At 67.8% G+C, this 16,054-nt stretch carries 17 protein-coding genes; 6 read left to right on the top strand and 11 right to left on the bottom strand.

Annotated elements, in window-relative coordinates; genetic code table 11:
• Positions 1-31: 31 nt before the first annotated feature.
• The 3 genes from HNP52_RS05430 to HNP52_RS05420 all read right to left on the bottom strand — a co-directional run bounded on the left by HNP52_RS05430 (position 32) and on the right by HNP52_RS05420 (position 3,407).
• Positions 32-1,510 carry a phytoene desaturase gene (locus HNP52_RS05430; RefSeq protein ID WP_184163517.1) on the bottom strand — a complete coding sequence of 493 codons (1,479 nt, stop codon included), beginning with the start codon at positions 1,508-1,510 and terminating at the stop codon, positions 32-34.
• Complete coding sequence (gene crtY / locus HNP52_RS05425; protein WP_184163514.1) at positions 1,507-2,670, bottom strand: lycopene beta-cyclase CrtY; 1,164 nt, start codon at positions 2,668-2,670, stop codon at positions 1,507-1,509. The genes HNP52_RS05430 and crtY overlap by 4 nt, the downstream gene beginning before the upstream one ends.
• Positions 2,671-2,792: 122 nt before the next feature.
• Positions 2,793-3,407, bottom strand: a complete 615-nt coding sequence (locus tag HNP52_RS05420; protein WP_184163511.1) for a glutathione binding-like protein — start codon at positions 3,405-3,407, stop codon at positions 2,793-2,795.
• Positions 3,408-3,468: 61 nt separating this feature from the next.
• Between HNP52_RS05420 and HNP52_RS05415 the strand changes: the two genes are divergently transcribed.
• Positions 3,469-4,068, top strand: a complete 600-nt coding sequence (locus HNP52_RS05415; protein WP_184163507.1) for a TetR/AcrR family transcriptional regulator — start codon at positions 3,469-3,471, stop codon at positions 4,066-4,068.
• On the opposite strand, the gene HNP52_RS05410 is transcribed toward HNP52_RS05415, so the two are convergent.
• Genes HNP52_RS05410 through HNP52_RS05385 form a run of 6 tightly spaced genes read right to left on the bottom strand, consistent with a single transcriptional unit; the run spans position 4,065 to position 7,950 of the window.
• Positions 4,065-4,268, bottom strand: coding sequence for a DUF2007 domain-containing protein (locus HNP52_RS05410; RefSeq protein ID WP_184163504.1), 204 nt, complete (start codon positions 4,266-4,268; stop codon positions 4,065-4,067). The two genes, HNP52_RS05415 and HNP52_RS05410, sit on opposite strands and share 4 nt — an antisense overlap.
• Positions 4,268-4,819 carry a pyridoxamine 5'-phosphate oxidase family protein gene (locus HNP52_RS05405; protein ID WP_184163502.1) on the bottom strand — a complete coding sequence of 184 codons (552 nt, stop codon included), beginning with the start codon at positions 4,817-4,819 and terminating at the stop codon, positions 4,268-4,270. Before HNP52_RS05405 ends, HNP52_RS05410 begins: the two co-directional genes overlap by 1 nt.
• 9 nt (positions 4,820-4,828) lie before the next feature.
• A complete protein-coding gene (locus HNP52_RS05400; RefSeq protein WP_184163499.1) occupies positions 4,829-5,761 on the bottom strand; it encodes a DUF5996 family protein in 933 nt (310 codons plus the stop codon).
• A gap of 9 nt (positions 5,762-5,770) precedes the next feature.
• Entirely contained in the window at positions 5,771-6,274 is a 504-nt protein-coding gene (locus HNP52_RS05395; RefSeq protein WP_184163496.1) for a type II CAAX prenyl endopeptidase Rce1 family protein, read from the bottom strand.
• Entirely contained in the window at positions 6,271-7,698 is a 1,428-nt protein-coding gene (gene tldD / locus HNP52_RS05390) for a metalloprotease TldD (RefSeq protein WP_184163493.1), read from the bottom strand. Before tldD ends, HNP52_RS05395 begins: the two co-directional genes overlap by 4 nt.
• A gap of 18 nt (positions 7,699-7,716) precedes the next feature.
• Entirely contained in the window at positions 7,717-7,950 is a 234-nt protein-coding gene (locus HNP52_RS05385; protein ID WP_184163490.1) for a zinc-finger domain-containing protein, read from the bottom strand.
• A gap of 114 nt (positions 7,951-8,064) precedes the next feature.
• Here HNP52_RS05385 and HNP52_RS05380 point away from each other — a divergent pair, with 114 nt between their 5' ends.
• Positions 8,065-9,156: a sensor histidine kinase gene (locus HNP52_RS05380; RefSeq protein ID WP_184163487.1), complete on the top strand. Its 1,092-nt coding sequence runs from the start codon at positions 8,065-8,067 to the stop codon at positions 9,154-9,156.
• A 37-nt stretch (positions 9,157-9,193) separates the two neighbouring features.
• Positions 9,194-10,117 (top strand): ABC transporter ATP-binding protein, encoded by a 924-nt coding sequence (locus tag HNP52_RS05375; protein ID WP_184163484.1) that lies wholly within the window; start codon positions 9,194-9,196, stop codon positions 10,115-10,117.
• Between the two features lie 69 nt (positions 10,118-10,186).
• Here the strand turns inward: HNP52_RS05375 and HNP52_RS05370 are convergent, their stop codons facing one another.
• Together HNP52_RS05370 and HNP52_RS05365 are read right to left on the bottom strand one after the other, a co-directional pair.
• Positions 10,187-10,693 carry a hypothetical protein gene (locus HNP52_RS05370; protein ID WP_184163480.1) on the bottom strand — a complete coding sequence of 169 codons (507 nt, stop codon included), beginning with the start codon at positions 10,691-10,693 and terminating at the stop codon, positions 10,187-10,189.
• The gene (locus tag HNP52_RS05365; protein ID WP_260395922.1) at positions 10,660-11,541 is read right to left on the bottom strand and encodes a PHB depolymerase family esterase; all 882 of its coding nucleotides are present in this window, start codon (positions 11,539-11,541) and stop codon (positions 10,660-10,662) included. Before HNP52_RS05365 ends, HNP52_RS05370 begins: the two co-directional genes overlap by 34 nt.
• Positions 11,542-11,632: 91 nt before the next feature.
• Between HNP52_RS05365 and nadB the strand changes: the two genes are divergently transcribed.
• From nadB to HNP52_RS05350, 3 genes are all read left to right on the top strand, one after another.
• The gene (nadB, locus tag HNP52_RS05360; RefSeq protein ID WP_184163477.1) at positions 11,633-13,237 is read left to right on the top strand and encodes an L-aspartate oxidase; all 1,605 of its coding nucleotides are present in this window, start codon (positions 11,633-11,635) and stop codon (positions 13,235-13,237) included.
• Positions 13,234-14,667 (top strand): hypothetical protein, encoded by a 1,434-nt coding sequence (locus HNP52_RS05355; RefSeq protein WP_311768423.1) that lies wholly within the window; start codon positions 13,234-13,236, stop codon positions 14,665-14,667. Before nadB ends, HNP52_RS05355 begins: the two co-directional genes overlap by 4 nt.
• A gap of 232 nt (positions 14,668-14,899) precedes the next feature.
• Positions 14,900-16,021, top strand: coding sequence for a serine hydrolase (locus HNP52_RS05350; RefSeq protein WP_184165072.1), 1,122 nt, complete (start codon positions 14,900-14,902; stop codon positions 16,019-16,021).
• Positions 16,022-16,054: the final 33 nt, after the last annotated feature.

Genomic DNA, 16,054 nt, shown 5'->3' with positions numbered 1-16,054 from the left:
TTCGGCCAGAACGCGCTTTGGGGCAAGTCGATCACTTGCCGTCCCCCAGCATCAGCGCCGCGGTTGCCTTGGCGCTGCCGACCACGCCGGGGATGCCCGCGCCCGGATGGGTACCGGCGCCGACGAAGAAGAGGTTGTGGATCGCATCGTCGCGATTGTGGGTGCGGAACCAGGCGCTCTGGGTAAGGATCGGCTCGAGGCTGAAAGCCGAGCCCATATGCGCACCGAGATCGTCGCGGAAATCGGGAGGCGCGTAGCTGAACTTCGTCACGATCCGATCCTTGAGATCGGGGATCAGCCGGCGCTGGATCTCGGTGAGGATGCGCTCCTCGAGGATCGGCGTGATCTCGTCCCAATTGGCGGGGAACTTGCCGAGATGCGGCACCGGGGCGAGCGCATAGAAGGTCGAATGGCCTTCGGGCGCCATCGAGGCGTCGCTGGCACTGGGATGGTGGAGATAGAGCGAAAAGTCCTCGCTCAGCACGCCATGCTCGAAAATATCCTCGAGCAGCCCCTGGTAGCGCGGGCCGAACAGGATCGAGTGGTGCGGGATGTCCGGAAAGGTCCCGCGTACCCCGAAATGGACGACGAACAGCGACGGCGAGAATCGCTTGCGCTGCAGGCGCTGCGCCGCGCGCTGGCTGGAGCGCGAGCCCTTGAGCAGGTCGCGATAGCTGTGGACCACGTCGGCATTGCAGGCGACGGCATCGACCTGCAGCTCATGCCCGCCCATCGTCCGCACACCGGTGACGAGATCGCCGAGCGTCTCAATGCGCTCGACCGGATCGCCGAGCCGGATCGTTCCGCCCAACCGTTCGAAATGGCGGACCATCGCGGCGACCAGCTGGTTGGTGCCGCCTTCGGCCCACCAGACCCCGCTCTTGCGCTCCAGCTGGTGGATCAGCGCGTAAATCGAGCTGGCGGTCATCGGATTGCCGCCGACGAGCAGCGTGTGGAAGGAAAAGGCCTGGCGCAGCTTCTCGTTGCGGATGAAGCTCGCGACCTTGGCGTAAACCGATCGCCAGGCGCCGTATTTGGCGAGCGCAGGCGCGGCGCGGACCATCGACATGAAGTCCTGGAACGCGACATGGCCGAGCTTCACATAGCCTTCCTCGTACACGCCGGCGGAATATTCGAGGAAACGGCCATAGCCGGCGACATCCTGCGGCTCGAGCCGGGCGATCTCGGCGGCAAGCGCATGATCGTCATTTGAATAGTCGAAGCGCGTGCCATCGGGCCAGAACAGCCGGTAGAAAGGCGTGACCGGCATGAGCCTGACGTCATCGGCCATGCGGCGACCGGAGAGCTGCCAGAGTTCCTCGAGCACTTCTGGCGCGGTGATGACGGTGGGTCCCGCATCGAAGGTGAACCCGTCACGCTCCCAGAAATAGGCGCGGCCACCGGGCTTGTCGCGGGCTTCGAGCACCACGGTCTCGACACCCGCCGATTGCAGCCGGATCGCCAGCGCCAGCCCGCCGAGCCCGGCACCCACCACCGCGGCGCGCTTCACCGGTATGATTCCCGGATCGCCGAAAGTGCGCGGCCGACCGGTACCGGCGGCTTGCCCGAGACGACGCGCAGCCGATCGAGCAAGGTCGAATGGCCGGCATAGAAGCGGCCGATCAGCTGGGGATCGAGGCGATAGAAGCGCTGCAGCACGCGGTAGCGCTCCTCGGGTTCGGCGGCCTTGAACAACATGGCGGCCAGCATGCGGTAGAAATGGCGGCGGCGCCATGTCGATCGCGCGAAATCATGCATAAGATTGTGCAGTGCGGCACCGCCAAGGTCGCTGGCGGCCGCTACCAGCGTGGCGGTGCGCACCGCATCGGGCAGGGTGTAGCTTGTCAGCGGGTGGAAAAGACCCGCTCGCGAGCCCGCCTTGGCGACCTTCTCGCCCCCAGCGCGCCAATAGGCCTCGAAACTACCGCCCATCACCACCGGCAGCACGCCGCCTTCCTCCCGGACGACACGATCGACCTTCCAGCCGCGCCCCTCCGCATAGGCATCGAGCCGGCTGCCGAGCAGCACCGGATCGAGATCGGGCGTGTCGCTGTAATAGGTATCCTCGGCGAAGACACCGGTGGTCGAGAAGGGCAGCGCATAAAGGAAACGATAGCCGTCGAGCTGCTCGACCGTCGCGTCCATCACCACCGGGCGCTCGAGATGATGCTCGCCGCGCAATTCCAGCTCGCGACCGTAGAATTTCTGCCAGCCGCAATCGAGCATCGAGAGGTCGCCGGGGCCACGGCAATCGATCACCCCTTTGGCCTCGATCCGGTCGCCATCGGCGAGGAGGATGGTGGTAGGCGTGACTTCAGCGACTTCGCGCCGGGTCATCACCGCCTGCTCGGGCAGGTCACCGCGGACAACCTGGTCGAACCGGCGCGATTCGATCGAATAATAGCCGGTGCGCAGCGTCCGCGAGACCGTGGGAAAGGCGACGTCATAGCTGCGCCAGCCATGGCAGATCAGCGGCGCAGTCAGCCAGCGATCGGCTGGCGCGACATCGCTGGCGAAGAAGGACCAGAGATGGTTGCCCCCGATCCGGCTGCCGCCCTCGACGATGCGGACATCGACATCGGGCCGTCGCCGGCGCAGCGCGAGCGCGATCAGGCCGCCGGCAAGTCCCCCGCCGACAATCGCCACGTCGCAGTTGATCGTTGCGGGCATGGCACAGGCCTAACCCAGCGATTCGCGCGATTCCAACAAAAATGCCCCTCCCGCGCGAGACGGAAGGGGCAGGTGTGGTGGGAGCGACCGCGATGCGGCCACGCCCGGAGCTCGGGAGGGTATCAGGCGGCCTTGAGCAGCGGCCATTCGGCAGCCATCGCACGGGCGACCGAAGGTCGTGCTCGCAGCCGTTCGCGATAGGCGGCGAGTACCGGCCAGTCGGCGAGCGGCACCTTGCTGAATTCGGACCAGTTGAGCACCGCGACTAGATAGGCATCGGCGACGGTGAAGCGGTCCTGGAGGAATTCGCGCCCGTCCAGATGCTTCGACAGCACGGTGAAGGGCCGGGCATGGCGGGCGCGGGCCGCGATCTCCTCGGCTTCCGAGTAACCCTTGCCGAGGATCGGCATGTAGACGGCCTTGTGCAGCTCGGTGCTGACGAAGTTCAGCCAGGCGAGCATCCGGTAATGCGCATCGGAAAAGCCGGTGAAGCTGAGCGCGCCCTCGGGCGCCAACTCGGCGATATAGGTGAGCACCGCGGGCCCTTCGGTAAGGACGAAGCCGGTGCCGGTCTCGATCGCCGGCACATAGCCCATCGGCGAAATCTCGGTGAAGTCCCTGCCATCGGCCAGGCGCAGATCCCTGGGCACCTGGACATAATCGGCGTCGAGCCCGGCCTCCTCCAGCGCGATGCGCGCCGCCAGCGAACAGGCGAAGGGGGTGAAATAGAGCTTCATGACGAGTCTCCCTTGTATTTTTGTACGATCTCGCACAAAAATAACCGGGTCAAGGAATTTAATGCGAACCGATACAAAAATAGCCAGCCGGGGCCGTGGAAGGCCGCGCAAGTTCGACGAGGAAGCGGTGCTGCGTGCCGCGCTCCAGCGCTTCCGCACGCTCGGCTATTCGAACACATCGCTCGACGACCTGGCCGAGGCGACGGGGGTGAACCGGCCGAGCCTCTACGCCACGTTCGGCGACAAGAAGGCGCTGTATCTCGCCGGGCTGGCGCGGACGCATGCCAGCGTCGATGCGACCTTCCGGGCGCTCCATGAAGCGGCCTATCCGCCCGAGAAGATGCTCAAGGCACTGTTCATCGGCGCGATCGAGGGCTTCCTGACCGGTGAGGACGGCCCCTCGGGCTGCATCGCGGTGAATACCGCCGCGACCGAGGCGGTGACCGACCCCGACATCCGCGCGGCGCTGGCGGCGTTCGTCGCGTTGCAGGATGGCTGGATCGAGAAGCTGATGGTGCAGGCCGGCAGCGCGGATCCGCTCGGCGATGCGCAGATCGCCTCCTCGGTGATCCATTCGCTGAGCACCCGCGCCCGCGCCGGCACGCCGCGCGAGGAGCTGATCCGGATCGCCAAGAAGGCAACGGCACTGCTGCTCGGCTAGGCTGCGGCATCCAGAATCGCGCGAGCGCGCTCGACGTCCTCGTCATCGACCATCACCCGAACCGGGATCAGCAGGTACGAGCCATCGGCGATGCTGGTGCCGGCATCGAACACGAAGCTGGGGATGTCCTCGTCCTCCAGCCGCCCCTGGACGATAAAAGCTTCCTGCCGGTCGAACCGGCCGATCTCGACAAGCGCCATCAGGCGGGTTCCTCGCTGGGATTGCGCACGGGCAGGCCATCGATGCTGTGGGTGCGCACCGCATATTTGGCGAAGCGCGCCGAGGCGCCGTGCTTGACATGATATTTGCTGAGCGTCTCACGCTCCCGATCGAACGTCATGTGCGGCACCGCCCAGCCGCAGCTGCTCTGCGCGCTGTCCACGCTTACATCGAAGATCTGGCGGGTACCGGGCAGCAGCGTGAAATGCGGGGCCAGCTCGGCCCATTCCGGATCCTGGGGCAGCACGGGCTTGCCATGGCCATAGAGGCGCAGGATCAGCGCGGGACTGTCAAAGGCGCAGAACATGATGGTGATGCGCCCGTCGGCGATCAGGTGCGCATGCGTCTCGTTGCCCGAGCCGGCGACGTCGAGATAGGCAACGCGGTTGGGTCCCAGCACGCGGAAACAGTCCATGCCCTTGGGGCTGAGGTTCACCCGGCTTTCGGGCGCCGCCGTCGCGACGAAGAACATCGGCTGGCGCGCGATGAAGGCGCGGTGATCGTCGGTGAGCGCATCGAAGAACTCGGCCATGCCGCGTTTCTAGACGATGCGCGGTTTGCGGGGAACACCCGGCGAGCATTCCAGATGCGCACGATCCCATTTGCCGAGATCGGCCGCGGCATCATAGGTCGACTGGAGAAAGCCGAGCAGCATCGCACGCGGGTCCTCCGCGGTGCGGACGGCGTCATAGTCGAGCAGCCATTCGCCGAGGCCGGTGTCGAAATAGGCCGGGGCGGCCACTTCGGCATCGGCATAACCCCCGGGCGCGGGATAGCCATAGGCGTAGAAGGCAGGTCTCGGGAATGCGTCGCTCCCCGGCCAGAAGCCGGCGCTGGCTTCCTCATGGCTATAGGCTTCGCAGGTCACCGCATCGGGCAGGCCGGGGAATCCGCCCGGGTGCTTCGGCGCGGTGCGGCCCGAGAAGCGGGTGACCGCGAGGTCGAAGCTGCCCCAGAAGAAATGGACCGGGCTGGCCTTGCCGAGGAAGCCGGTGCGGAACTGCCGGAAGACCCGGTCGATCCAGAGCAGCGCCCGATGGAAGTCGCGTACCGCTTCGCCATCCCAGGGGCGCTCGGCGGTGTCCTCGACAAAGGGCACCGGATCGGGGACTTCGCTCGGGACGCCGTTGAACGCTACCGCCGTGCCCAGCGCGGCCAGCGCGGCGACCAGCGCGGCGTGGAAACCGGCGATGCTGCCGGGCCCGAGCGGGATGCTCGCCTCGCCGCCGCCGTCGGTCGTAAGCCGGAGCTCGCTCTCGAGCAGGTCGAGATCGAGCTGCAGCGTGGCATCGTCGCACGGGATCGGCCCGGTCGTCAGACCCCAGGCCATCGGATAGAGCACGACATGCCAGCTATGGTTGAGCCAGGGGGTATGCGCGAGGCGGACCTTGCCGATGATCTGGGTGATCAGGTGAAGGTGCTGCGCGGTACCGCGCCAGCCGGTCCAGTCGAGTTCGGGAAGCGCCTGGTTCATGCCCATTTCCTATCCGATCGGCCCGGCGAACAACAGCTTCCACCCCGCGACGATAAGCCAATGCGTGCAGACGCAGGGCCAGATGCTGCCGGTCGCGCGATAGAGGCGGACGAGCAGGGCGCCGAGCACCGTGACGATCATCAGGAAGCGCCAGTCGAGGAATATCGCCGACCAGGGCGGGCCGAAGGTCCCTGCCTGGAAGGGGTGCCATAGGACGAACATGCCGACCGCCAGTGCCGCCTGCCATGGCGGGAAAGGGCGATCCGGCGGCGGGACGATCAGGCCGCGGAAGACCAGCTCCTCGCCCAATGCGGGAACGAGCATCAGCGTGAAGAAGACGCCCAGCCAATGAAAGCCAAAGGGCATCGGATCGAAATGGGCGAGGCTGGTGGCGAAGGCGAGCAGTGCGATGAGGGGCAGCCCCCAGAGCAACTCGCGCCCCATTGCACGCCAGCCACGCGCATCCGGCCAGGTGACGAGCGCCGCATGGAGGCGACGCCCGGCCCGGATCACGCCGCGGTGCCGCCCACCGTCAGCCCGTCCACCAGCAGCGTCGGCTGGCCGACGCCGGCCGGAACGCTCTGCCCGCCCTTGCCGCACATGCCGACGCCTTCATCGAGCGCAAAGTCGTTGCCGATGCCGGTGACCTTGTTGAGCACGGTCGGGCCGTCGCCGATCAGCGTCGCGCCCTTGATCGGGGCACCCAGCTTGCCGTTCTCGATCAGATAGGCCTCGGTGCAGGAGAAGACGAACTTGCCCGAGACGATATCGACCTGCCCGCCGCCGAACGACTTGGCGAAGATGCCCTTCTTCACGCGGCTCAAAAGTTCGGCGGGATCGTCCTTGCCGCCCTTCATGAACGTGTTGGTCATGCGGGGCATCGGGGCGTGCTGGAAGGATTCACGACGCCCGTTGCCGGTGGGCGAAACCCCCATCAAACGCGCGTTCAAACGGTCCTGCATATAGCCTTTGAGGATGCCGTCCTCGATCAGGATCGTCTCGCGCGTCGGCGTGCCCTCGTCGTCGATCGACAGCGAGCCGCGGCGGTCCGTCAGCGAACCGTCATCGACCACGGTCACCCCCGGCGCGGCAACCCGCTCGCCGATCCGGCCGGAGAAGGCCGAAGTGCCCTTGCGGTTGAAATCGCCCTCGAGCCCGTGCCCGACCGCCTCGTGCAGCAGCACGCCCGGCCAGCCGGGACCGCACAGCACGGTCATGTCGCCCGCCGGCGCATCAACCGCGTCGAGATTGACCAGCGCCTGGGCCAGCGCCTCGTCGATCGCGCGGTTCCAGGTCTCCGGCTGGAAGAGGTTGTCGTAGAGCGTGCGCCCGCCCAGCCCGAAGCTGCCCGTCTCGCGCCGGCCATTCTGCTCGACCACGATCGACACGTTCAGGCGCACCAGCGGACGGATATCGGTGGCGATGAAGCCGTCCGGCCGGACGATCTCGACCACGCTCCACGAACCGGTGAGCCCGACCGAGACCTGCTGCACCCGCGGATCGCGCGCCCGCGCCGCCGCGTCGATCGACTGGCAGAGATTCACCTTGTCGGCGAACGGCACCAGATCGAGCGGATCCTGATGCGTGTAGAGATGGCGGTTATTGCCCTGGGGCGGCGGCGCCTTGCCGGCCTTGCCCGGCTCGATCAGCGCCATCGTCTCCGCCGCGCGGCGGATCGCGGCGGGCGTGATCTCGTTGGCGTGCGCAAAGGCCGTGGTCTCACCCGACACCGCGCGCAGGCCGAAGCCCGACTGGGTATCGAACGAGGCGGTCTTCAGCCGGCCGTCGTCGAAGCCGAACGCCTCGGTCTTGCGGTACTGGAGATAGAGCTCGCCATCCTCGGCGCTGGCCAGCGCCTCGGCGGTGAGCTTCGCGGCCGTCTCGGGGTCGAGCGAGGCGCGATAGATGTAGCTGCGCGGATCGGAGGGAATGCTCATACCCCCGATATAGGACGCTTAAATGCTGGCGCCAGCCGGATGATCGGGAAGCTGGCTCTGGTCGGCGCCGTCGGCCGGGCCGCCGATCAGCACGAAGCGGCGATCACAATAGCCGCAATCGACATAGCCATGCTCGTCGATCTGCAGGAACACGCGCGGATGACCCAGGGCGGCGGGCAGGCCGGGGCCGGTGCCGTCACAGGCGACGCGGGCGGAAGCGGTGCGGATAAGCTCGGGCAGGTGCGCGGTCATGCCGCGCCTATAACGCCGCGCATCGCCGCTCGCAACGCACAGCATGACCGGGCGGGATGACAGCCCGGTGGCTTATCCCCTATAGGCACCCCCGCGTCGAGAAACGGAAGAGGTATGTCGCCTACCCTGGAGATCGTCGCGCCCGCGCCCCGCGAGGCGGCGCAGCTTACCATCGTGCTCTGGGCCGCCGCGCTGTCGGTGATCGTGCCCGGCATCGCGGTTTCCGGCCAGATGGCGGGCCTGGGCGAGTGGATCACGCTGATCTGGGGCACGCTGGCGGCGATCCTGCTCGCATCGCTGATCTATCTCGCGCTGCGCTGGGCGAGCGGCCGGCCCCTGTGGATCGCGCTGCCGCTGGGCCTCGCCGCCTTGCTGGTGACCGCGCTGCTCCAGATGGCGGCCGACTTCGGCGGCCAGTTCTTCGTCCATGCCTTCATGGACACGCGCGTGCCCGACCATTCGCCGCAATCGCTGCTGCTGGTGACGGTGATCTATTTCCTGATCGACGGCTGCACCGCCGCGCTGTTCGTGATCCTGGGCACGGTGCGCCGCATCCGGCTGCGCGAGCAAGAGCTCGCCGCCGCCCGCGTCGCCGGGCTGGAAAGCGAGCTCAACCTGCTGCGCCTGCAGCTCAACCCGCATTTCCTGTGCAACTCGCTCAACGCCATCTCCAGCCTGATCCTCACCGAGCGAATCGCCGAGGCGAACCAGATGGTGGAGGGACTGAGCGGCTTCCTGCGCGCGACGATGGACCTCGATACCGGCATGGTGGCGCTGGCCGACGAGCTGGAGACGGTGGAACGCTATCTGGAGCTCGAAGGCGCGCGCTTCGGCAGCCGGCTGCAGGTGTCGATCGCCGCCGAGCCGGGGATGCTCGGCCAGCAGGTGCCGAGCTTCCTGCTCCAGCCGCTGGTCGAGAATGCGATCAAGCACGGGGTGGAAGCCACCGCCGGCGATTCGACGCTCGACATCGCGGCGCGGCGCGAGGGCGATGCGCTGCTGCTGATCGTGGAGAATCGCGGCGCCGGACCCCGACGCCCCCCTTCCCGCCCCGGCCATGGCATCGGCCTGGCCAACACCAGGGCGCGGCTGGGCATGCTCTACGGCGCCGCCGCGCGGCTGGACGGGGCGCCGATCGAACAAGGCTATCGCGCGACGATCCGGCTGCCGCTGGCCGAGGCAAACGCAGCGGTCCACGCCGCCTGACCTTTGCCGCGGGCGCGCAAGCGTCTATGCGGCGGGCATGACTCAGGCGGCCATTGCGATCGACTCTCTCTGCAAGACCTATCAGGGAGGCAAGCGCGCGCTCGACGGCGTGACCTTCGACGTGCCGCGCGGGCAGATCTTCGGGCTGCTCGGCCCCAATGGCGCGGGCAAGTCGACGCTGATCAACATCCTGGCCGGGCTGGTCAACAAGACCGGCGGCAACGTTTCGATCTGGGGCTTCGACATCGACGCCCATCCGCGCAACGCCAAGGCGAGCATCGGCATCGTCAACCAGGAGATCATCTTCGATCCCTTCTTCACGCCGAAGGAGACGCTGGAGATCCAGGCCGGGCTCTACGGCGTGCCGAAGGACCGGTTCAACGCGATGGCGCTGCTGCGCGCCGTCCACCTCGAGGACAAGGCGGACGCCTATTCGCGCACGCTCTCGGGCGGGATGAAGCGCCGGCTGATGGTCGCCAAGGCGATGGTGCATTCGCCGCCCGTGCTCGTCCTCGACGAGCCGACCGCCGGCGTGGACGTGGAACTGCGCCAGCAGCTCTGGGCCTATGTCCGCGAGCTCAACCAGCGCGGCGTTACGGTGGTGCTGACCACCCATTATCTCGAGGAAGCCGAGCAGCTGTGCGACCGGATCGCGATCATCAACCATGGCAAGCTGATCGCCAACAAGCCGACCCGCGAGCTGGTGGGCATGGCGCAGGAAAAGGTGGTCGAGGTCACCGTTGACCGCGACGTGGCAACGGTGCCGGACAATGCCTGTTTCCAGAAGGTGGAGATGAAGGGTGAGCGCACCCTGGTCATCACCTATCGCAAGGACCAGGCGAATGCCGGCGAGGTGCTGGGCGCGGTGCAGGGCGCGGGGCTGGGCATCGTCGATGTGTCCACGCGCGAGGCGGACCTGGAGGATGTGTTCCTGAACCTGACCCGGGCGGCGAACGGCTGAGTTCTCCCTTCCTGTTCCCCGGCGTTCGCCGGGGAAGCGTAATGCTATCGCCGGGGAGCGGGGTTGCTTCTAGCCGGCGATCCGCACGTCCCACTTCCGGAACTCGATCAGCCAGTCCGGCGCGCCGGACAGCCACATCTCCGAGCCCAGCTCCATCAGCATTTCGGCATGAAGATCGAAGCCGGCGCGGCTGATCTCGATGATCGGGGCGAGGCCGTTGCCGGGGACGACCCAGAACAGGTCGTCGGGGCCGATCCGCGCGGCCAGCGCGGCGCGGGCGAAAGCGGGGCGTTCATTCTCGAACACGGTTTCATGCGCGTGCGCGACGCTGTCCCATTCGAGATGGAACAGGCCGGCGGGGACGAGGCCGCCACGCCAGTCTGGCCGGTCTTCCTCGTCGCGGTAGCGCAGGCGGAAGGGGGTGCCGGCGGCGGCGAGCTTCTCGTCGTCCCCCCAGAGCGCGGCGCGCTGTTCCTCGCGGCCGATCCGCCCGCGCATCGCTTCGCGCCGGGCGGCGATCTCGCGGCGCTTCGCCTCGTCCATCAGCGCCGCCGGTACCGGGCGAAGAAGGTCCACATCGCGTCATTGTCCGCCGCCCAGACATGGCCGGCGCCGCGCGTGATCCGGCCGGTGACTTCGGTGCCGGCGCGGCAGCTCGCATAGCGGACCTCGTAGAGCTTGTCGGTGAGGTCGCGCTGGACCGGGCCGGTGCGGCACAGGTCGAGATCGGCCCAGCGGCGCAGCGCGGTCGCCATCGTATATTGCCAATAGCCTGCGCCGCCGCCCTGGATCGGATTGGTGCCGTCGGCATCGCCGGCAAAGGCGATCACCGGCAGGGGCCTGGAGGGCCGGCAGGTGGCGGGATCGGGGACGCGCTTGTCGCTCGCCAGCGGGTTGCCGGCGCGCAGGCCGACGACCGGGGCGATCGCGGCGAAGCGATCGGTGGCGACGCAGCCGAGCCAGCTGGTCATCCGCCCGCCGCCCGACAGGCCGGTGGCATAGACGCGGCTGGTATCGATGCAGCGATTGGCGGCCAGCCAGTCGATCGCCTTGCCGAGAAAGGCGACGTCATCGGCATCGCCGGGGCCGGGGATCCTGCCTGAGACGGTGGGGACGCCGGGGATGTTCCAGACATAGCCCTTTTCCAGCGGGATGCCGGCATCGGGGGCGAGGACGATGAACCCGTGATCGTCCGCGGCCTTGGCGAGCCTGGAATTCTCCAGCATCGCGGCGCCGGTACCGCCGCTGCCATGGAGCAGCAGGACCAGCGGCGCCGGGCGGGCGCGGGAGAAGCCGGCGGGGAGATGGAGCATCGCGGCGCGGCCGGTGTCCCCGATGCGGAGCTGGACGGTCTGGCCGACAGCGCCGAGCGTGCAGCCCTTGGCGGCAGCCGGAACGGCCCAGAAGGCAGCGATCATCGCCATGACTAAACCCAGGCTTTGGCGGCGCATCTCTCTCTCCCGTTGCAGCACTCCTGCCTAACGCCTAGTCCGGGCATGAACCAGCGGAAGAGACATGTCGGACGATCCCCATAGCAGCGACGTTCTTGTGATCGGATCGGGTGCGGCGGGGCTCACCGCCGCGCTCAACCTGGCCCAGCGCTTCAAGGTTACCGTGCTCGCCAAGGGCGGGTTCGCCGAGGGCTCGACCGCCTGGGCGCAGGGCGGGATCGCCGCGGTGCTCGAGCCCGGCGACACCTTCGAGAGCCATATCGAGGACACGATGATCGCCGGCGCGGGGCTGAACGACCGCGCCACGGTGGAGATGGTGGTCGAGAATGCGCCGGCTGCGATCGCGCGGCTGGCCGAGCTGGGCGTGCCGTTCAACACCGAGGGCGGCGCGCTGCATTTGACTCGCGAGGGTGGGCACAGCCATCGCCGCATCGTCCATGTCGACGACGCCACCGGCCTGGCGGTGCAGACGGCCCTGCTCAAGGCGGCGCAGGCCCATCCGAACATCACCCTGGTGCCCGACCAGGTGGTGATCGACCTGGCGACCAGCCGGCACGAGGAGCGCTATTCGGGCGCGGGCAATGTCTGGGGCGTCTATGCCTTCAACCGGGCGACGAACCGCGTGGAGCTGTTCACCGCGCGGGCGACGGTGCTGGCGACGGGCGGCGCGGGGCGGACCTATCTGTTCTCCACCGCACCGAGGGGCGCGACCGGCGACGGCATCGCGATGGCGTGGCGCGCGGGCTGCCGCATCTCGAACATGGAGATGATGCAGTTCCACCCGACCTGCCTCTACAATCTCGAGGTCAAGAACTTCCTGATCACCGAGGCGGTGCGCGGCGAGGGCGGGCGGCTGCTGCTGCCGCCCGATGCCGGCGAGGAAGCGGGCAAGCGCTTCATGCCGGAGTTCGATTCCAGAGCCGAGCTGGCGCCGCGCGACATCGTGGCGCGGGCGATCGACCATGAGATCAAGCGGCTCGGCCTCGACTATGTCCATCTCGACATCAGCCATATGGGCGCCGAGTTCGTGAAGCATCACTTCCCGACGATCCATGCCCGGCTGCTCGACCTCGACATCGACATGACCCGCGAGCCGATCCCGGTCGTGCCCGCCCAGCATTATACGTGCGGCGGCGTGATGGTGGACCGCGACGGGCGCACCGACCTGCCCAATCTCTATGCGGCGGGCGAAGTCACCCAGTCCGGCCTGCACGGCGCCAACCGCCTGGCGTCGAACAGCCTGCTCGAATGCTTCGTGTTCGGCGAGGCAGTGGCGCGCCACATCACCGCGCACTGGGACGCGCTGCACCCGGTGCCGGCGATCCGGCCCTGGGACGAGAGCCGCGTCACCGATTCCGACGAGGAAGTGGTGATCAAGCAGAACTGGACCGAGATCCGGCGCTTCATGTGGAACTATGTCGGCATCGTGCGCACCACCAAGCGGCTTGAGCGCGCGGCGCACCGGATCAAGATGCTGCGCGAGGAAGTGGCGGACTATTACGGCCATTTCCGGGTGACGCCCGACCTGATCGAGCTGCGCAACCTGCTGGAAAGCGCCGACCTGATCGTGCGCTCGGCGCTCCACCGCAAGGAGAGCCGCGGGCTGCACTACAATCTCGACTATCCCGAGACGCTGCCGCAGGCGGTCGACACGGTGCTGGTGCCCTGAGCGCCAAAAGGATCTTCTGGGGGGCGATCGCGCTGGCGGCGCTGCTGCGTGCCGTCGCCGCCCTTCCCTTCATGGTCGGCTGGTTCGACGAGATTTGGCAATATCTCGAGCCGGCCTGGCACCTGGTCGCCGGGCCCTGGGTGCAGACCTGGGACTATCGCGCGGGCCTTCGCAGCTGGCTGATCCCCGAACTGCTCAGCCTGCCGATGGGGCTGGGGCACGCGCTGTCCCCCGATACGACGCTGCACCTGCTGCTCGTGCGGCTCACCCTGGCTGCGCTTTCGCTGGTGATCGTGGGCGCGGCGGTGGCGCTCGGGCTCAGGCTGTCGCGATTGCACGGGATCGTCGCGGGGTTCGTCGCGGCGACCTGGTTCGAGCTGGTCTTCTTCGCCCCGCGCGCGCTCTCGGAGCCGATCGGGCTGGCGCTGCTGATGGGCGCGGTCTGGCTGCTGCTCGCACGGGACCGGCCGGGACCGCGCCGGTTCGCCCTTGCCGGGCTGCTGATGGGGCTCTGCTTCGTCGCGCGCATCCAATACGCCCCCGCCCTGCTCACCCTGGCGATCCTGACCGCGCGCGCGGACTGGCGCGGCGCCTGGCTGCCGATGATCGCGGGCGGATGCGGGGCGCTGGCGGTGGATGCGCTGGCCAATATCGCCATGGGCGCCGTCCCCTTCCGCTGGATGATCGAGGCGGCGCGGATCAACATTATCGAAGGGCGCGCCAAGGCCTATGGCGTCATGCCGATCACCGGCTATCTGCAGCTGATCGCCTGGTACTGGTATCTGGCGATGGCGCCGATCCTGCTGCTCGCATGGATCGGGGCGAAGCGCTACCCGGCGCTGCTCTGGATCGCGCTGGTCCATCTCGGTTTCCATTCGCTGATCGGCCACAAGGAATATCGCTTCGTGCTGGCGAGCACCGCGCTGCTGGTGATCCTGGCGGCGATCGGCAGTGCCGACCTGTTGCGCCGCGTGCCCCGCCGCCGGCTGGCGCTGGCCACTGCCGGCACGCTTTTGCTGTGGGGCGGGACCTCGACGGCTCTGGCCATGGAGCATTTCCGGCCGAACTGGACGATGGAAGCCGATCTCGCCGCTGCACTGGAGCGCGCCGGCCGCCCGCCCGGGACCTGCGGCCTCGCGCTCTATCGCCCGCGCGACACAGTCGCCGGCGCCTATGCGCTCTATCGCCGCGATACCCCGATCTATGTGATCGGGACGCCGGAGGAAGCCCGGCGCCGCGCCGATGCATTCGATGTGTTGGTTGCACCGCGTGCGCATGTCGCCGAGCTGCCCCGGCAATATCGCCTCGAAAGCTGTGCCGCGCCGGGCATCACCGATGCGCCGGGCTGCGTCGCGCGGCGCATCGGCAGCTGCACGCCGGATCCGACCGCGACCAGCCTCAACGCCTGGCTCGCCGCCAGCGGCAATTGAAACCTCAGGATTTTCCCTGCGTTCTGGCCAAAAAGCGCGTCCGGTTTCCGCGATGTTCACGCTTCACCGCTACAAGACTGGCATTCGTCGCAACCCGGGATAGCGCGGCCTTTCGCGATACGCACATCCGCTACATGATTCCGAACGGGTAAAGGGTCGGGTAAAAGTGTTTAAGTTCGAGGACTTCTCGAGATTTCAACGGGCAGTGACGATCGCGGGCCTCGGCCCGGCGATGCTGGTCGGCTGCACGGTGCACGGGGATCCCTCGCTCGCCACCTTCGCGCCCGCCAGCTACGGCGTGAGCCTGGCCTTCCCCTGGGAAGGCAGCGCCAAGCCGACCGCAGCCACCTGGAAGCCGAGCAGGCCCGCACCGCAGGGGCTGGTCAGCGCGATCGACGGCATCACCCGCAATTTCGACGGCCTGGTCGGCGTGGCGGTGACCAATGTGCGGGACGGCTGGATCGTCACCTCGAACGACGCCGCGCGGCCGATGCCGCAGCAGAGCGTGTCGAAGCTCTGGGTCACCATGACGGTGCTCGACCAGATCGACCAGGGCAAGATCCGCCTCGAAGACCCGATCACCATCACCAAGGCCGACTTCACCCTGTTCCACCAGCCGATCGCCGCGCTGGTGAAGGGCGACCAGGGCTATACCACCACGGTCGGCGAGATCGTCCGCCGGGCGATGCAGATGAGCGACAACACCTGCAACGACAAGCTGCTCCGGCTGGTCGGCGGGCCCGACGCGATCCGCGCCTTCCTGGCGCGCAAGGGCATCACCGGCGTGCGCTTCGGCCCCGGCGAGCGATTGCTCCAGGCGGGCACCGCCGGGCTGGAGTGGAAGCAGGAATATTCGATGGGCAACGCCTTCATGGTCGCCCGCTCGCGGCTGTCGCCCGCGGTTCGCCTCGCGGCGTACGAATCCTATGTGAAGAACCCGCCCGACGGCGCGGCCGCTGCCGGCATCTCGGTGGCACTTGCCCGGCTGAAGCGCGGCGAGCTGCTGTCGCCGACCTCGACCGCCTGGCTGATCCGGACGATGGATGGTGCCAAGACCGGGCGCTACCGCGTGCATGGCGCGGTCCCTGCCGGCTGGGTCTATGGCCACAAGACCGGGACCGGCCAGGACCTTGGTTCGCGCACCGCGGGCTTCAACGACGTCGGCATCCTCACCGCGCCGGACGGCACTTCCTATGCGCTGGCCGTGATGATCGGCGACACCCGCCGCCCGATCCGCGAGCGCCAGATGCTGATGCAGCAGGTGGCGCAGGCGATCGTCGCGCATCATGGCAGCACGCCGCCGGTGCAGGACACTGCCGATCCGGCGTGGAAGGCCTTCACCAGCGGCAAGTGAGTTCGGGCGCAAGCAGCGGAAGGCGCGCGAGGC

The sequence above is a fragment of the Sphingomonas kyeonggiensis genome (assembly GCF_014204495.1).
GTDB classification, from domain to species: Bacteria; Pseudomonadota; Alphaproteobacteria; order Sphingomonadales; family Sphingomonadaceae; genus Sphingomonas; species Sphingomonas kyeonggiensis_A.
Note: the sequence above shows the minus strand (reverse complement) of the source record. Positions and strands in the feature narration are given on the sequence as shown.

Bases quoted from the DNA above. Each gene is read 5' to 3' on its own strand.
- HNP52_RS05385 (WP_184163490.1), bottom strand. From the start codon at position 7,950: ATGACCGCGCACCTGCCCGAGCTTATCCGCACCGCTTCCGCCCGCGTC.
- nadB (WP_184163477.1), top strand. From the start codon at position 11,633: ATGTCGGACGATCCCCATAGCAGCGACGTTCTTGTGATCGGATCGGGT.
- HNP52_RS05415 (WP_184163507.1), top strand. From the start codon at position 3,469: ATGCGAACCGATACAAAAATAGCCAGCCGGGGCCGTGGAAGGCCGCGC.
- crtY (WP_184163514.1), bottom strand. From the start codon at position 2,670: ATGCCCGCAACGATCAACTGCGACGTGGCGATTGTCGGCGGGGGACTT.
- HNP52_RS05420 (WP_184163511.1), bottom strand. From the start codon at position 3,407: ATGAAGCTCTATTTCACCCCCTTCGCCTGTTCGCTGGCGGCGCGCATC.
- tldD (WP_184163493.1), bottom strand. From the start codon at position 7,698: ATGAGCATTCCCTCCGATCCGCGCAGCTACATCTATCGCGCCTCGCTC.
- HNP52_RS05410 (WP_184163504.1), bottom strand. From the start codon at position 4,268: ATGGCGCTTGTCGAGATCGGCCGGTTCGACCGGCAGGAAGCTTTTATC.
- HNP52_RS05405 (WP_184163502.1), bottom strand. From the start codon at position 4,819: ATGGCCGAGTTCTTCGATGCGCTCACCGACGATCACCGCGCCTTCATC.
- HNP52_RS05380 (WP_184163487.1), top strand. From the start codon at position 8,065: ATGTCGCCTACCCTGGAGATCGTCGCGCCCGCGCCCCGCGAGGCGGCG.
- HNP52_RS05375 (WP_184163484.1), top strand. From the start codon at position 9,194: ATGACTCAGGCGGCCATTGCGATCGACTCTCTCTGCAAGACCTATCAG.
- HNP52_RS05365 (WP_260395922.1), bottom strand. From the start codon at position 11,541: ATGGCGATGATCGCTGCCTTCTGGGCCGTTCCGGCTGCCGCCAAGGGC.
- HNP52_RS05400 (WP_184163499.1), bottom strand. From the start codon at position 5,761: ATGAACCAGGCGCTTCCCGAACTCGACTGGACCGGCTGGCGCGGTACC.
- HNP52_RS05350 (WP_184165072.1), top strand. From the start codon at position 14,900: ATGCTGGTCGGCTGCACGGTGCACGGGGATCCCTCGCTCGCCACCTTC.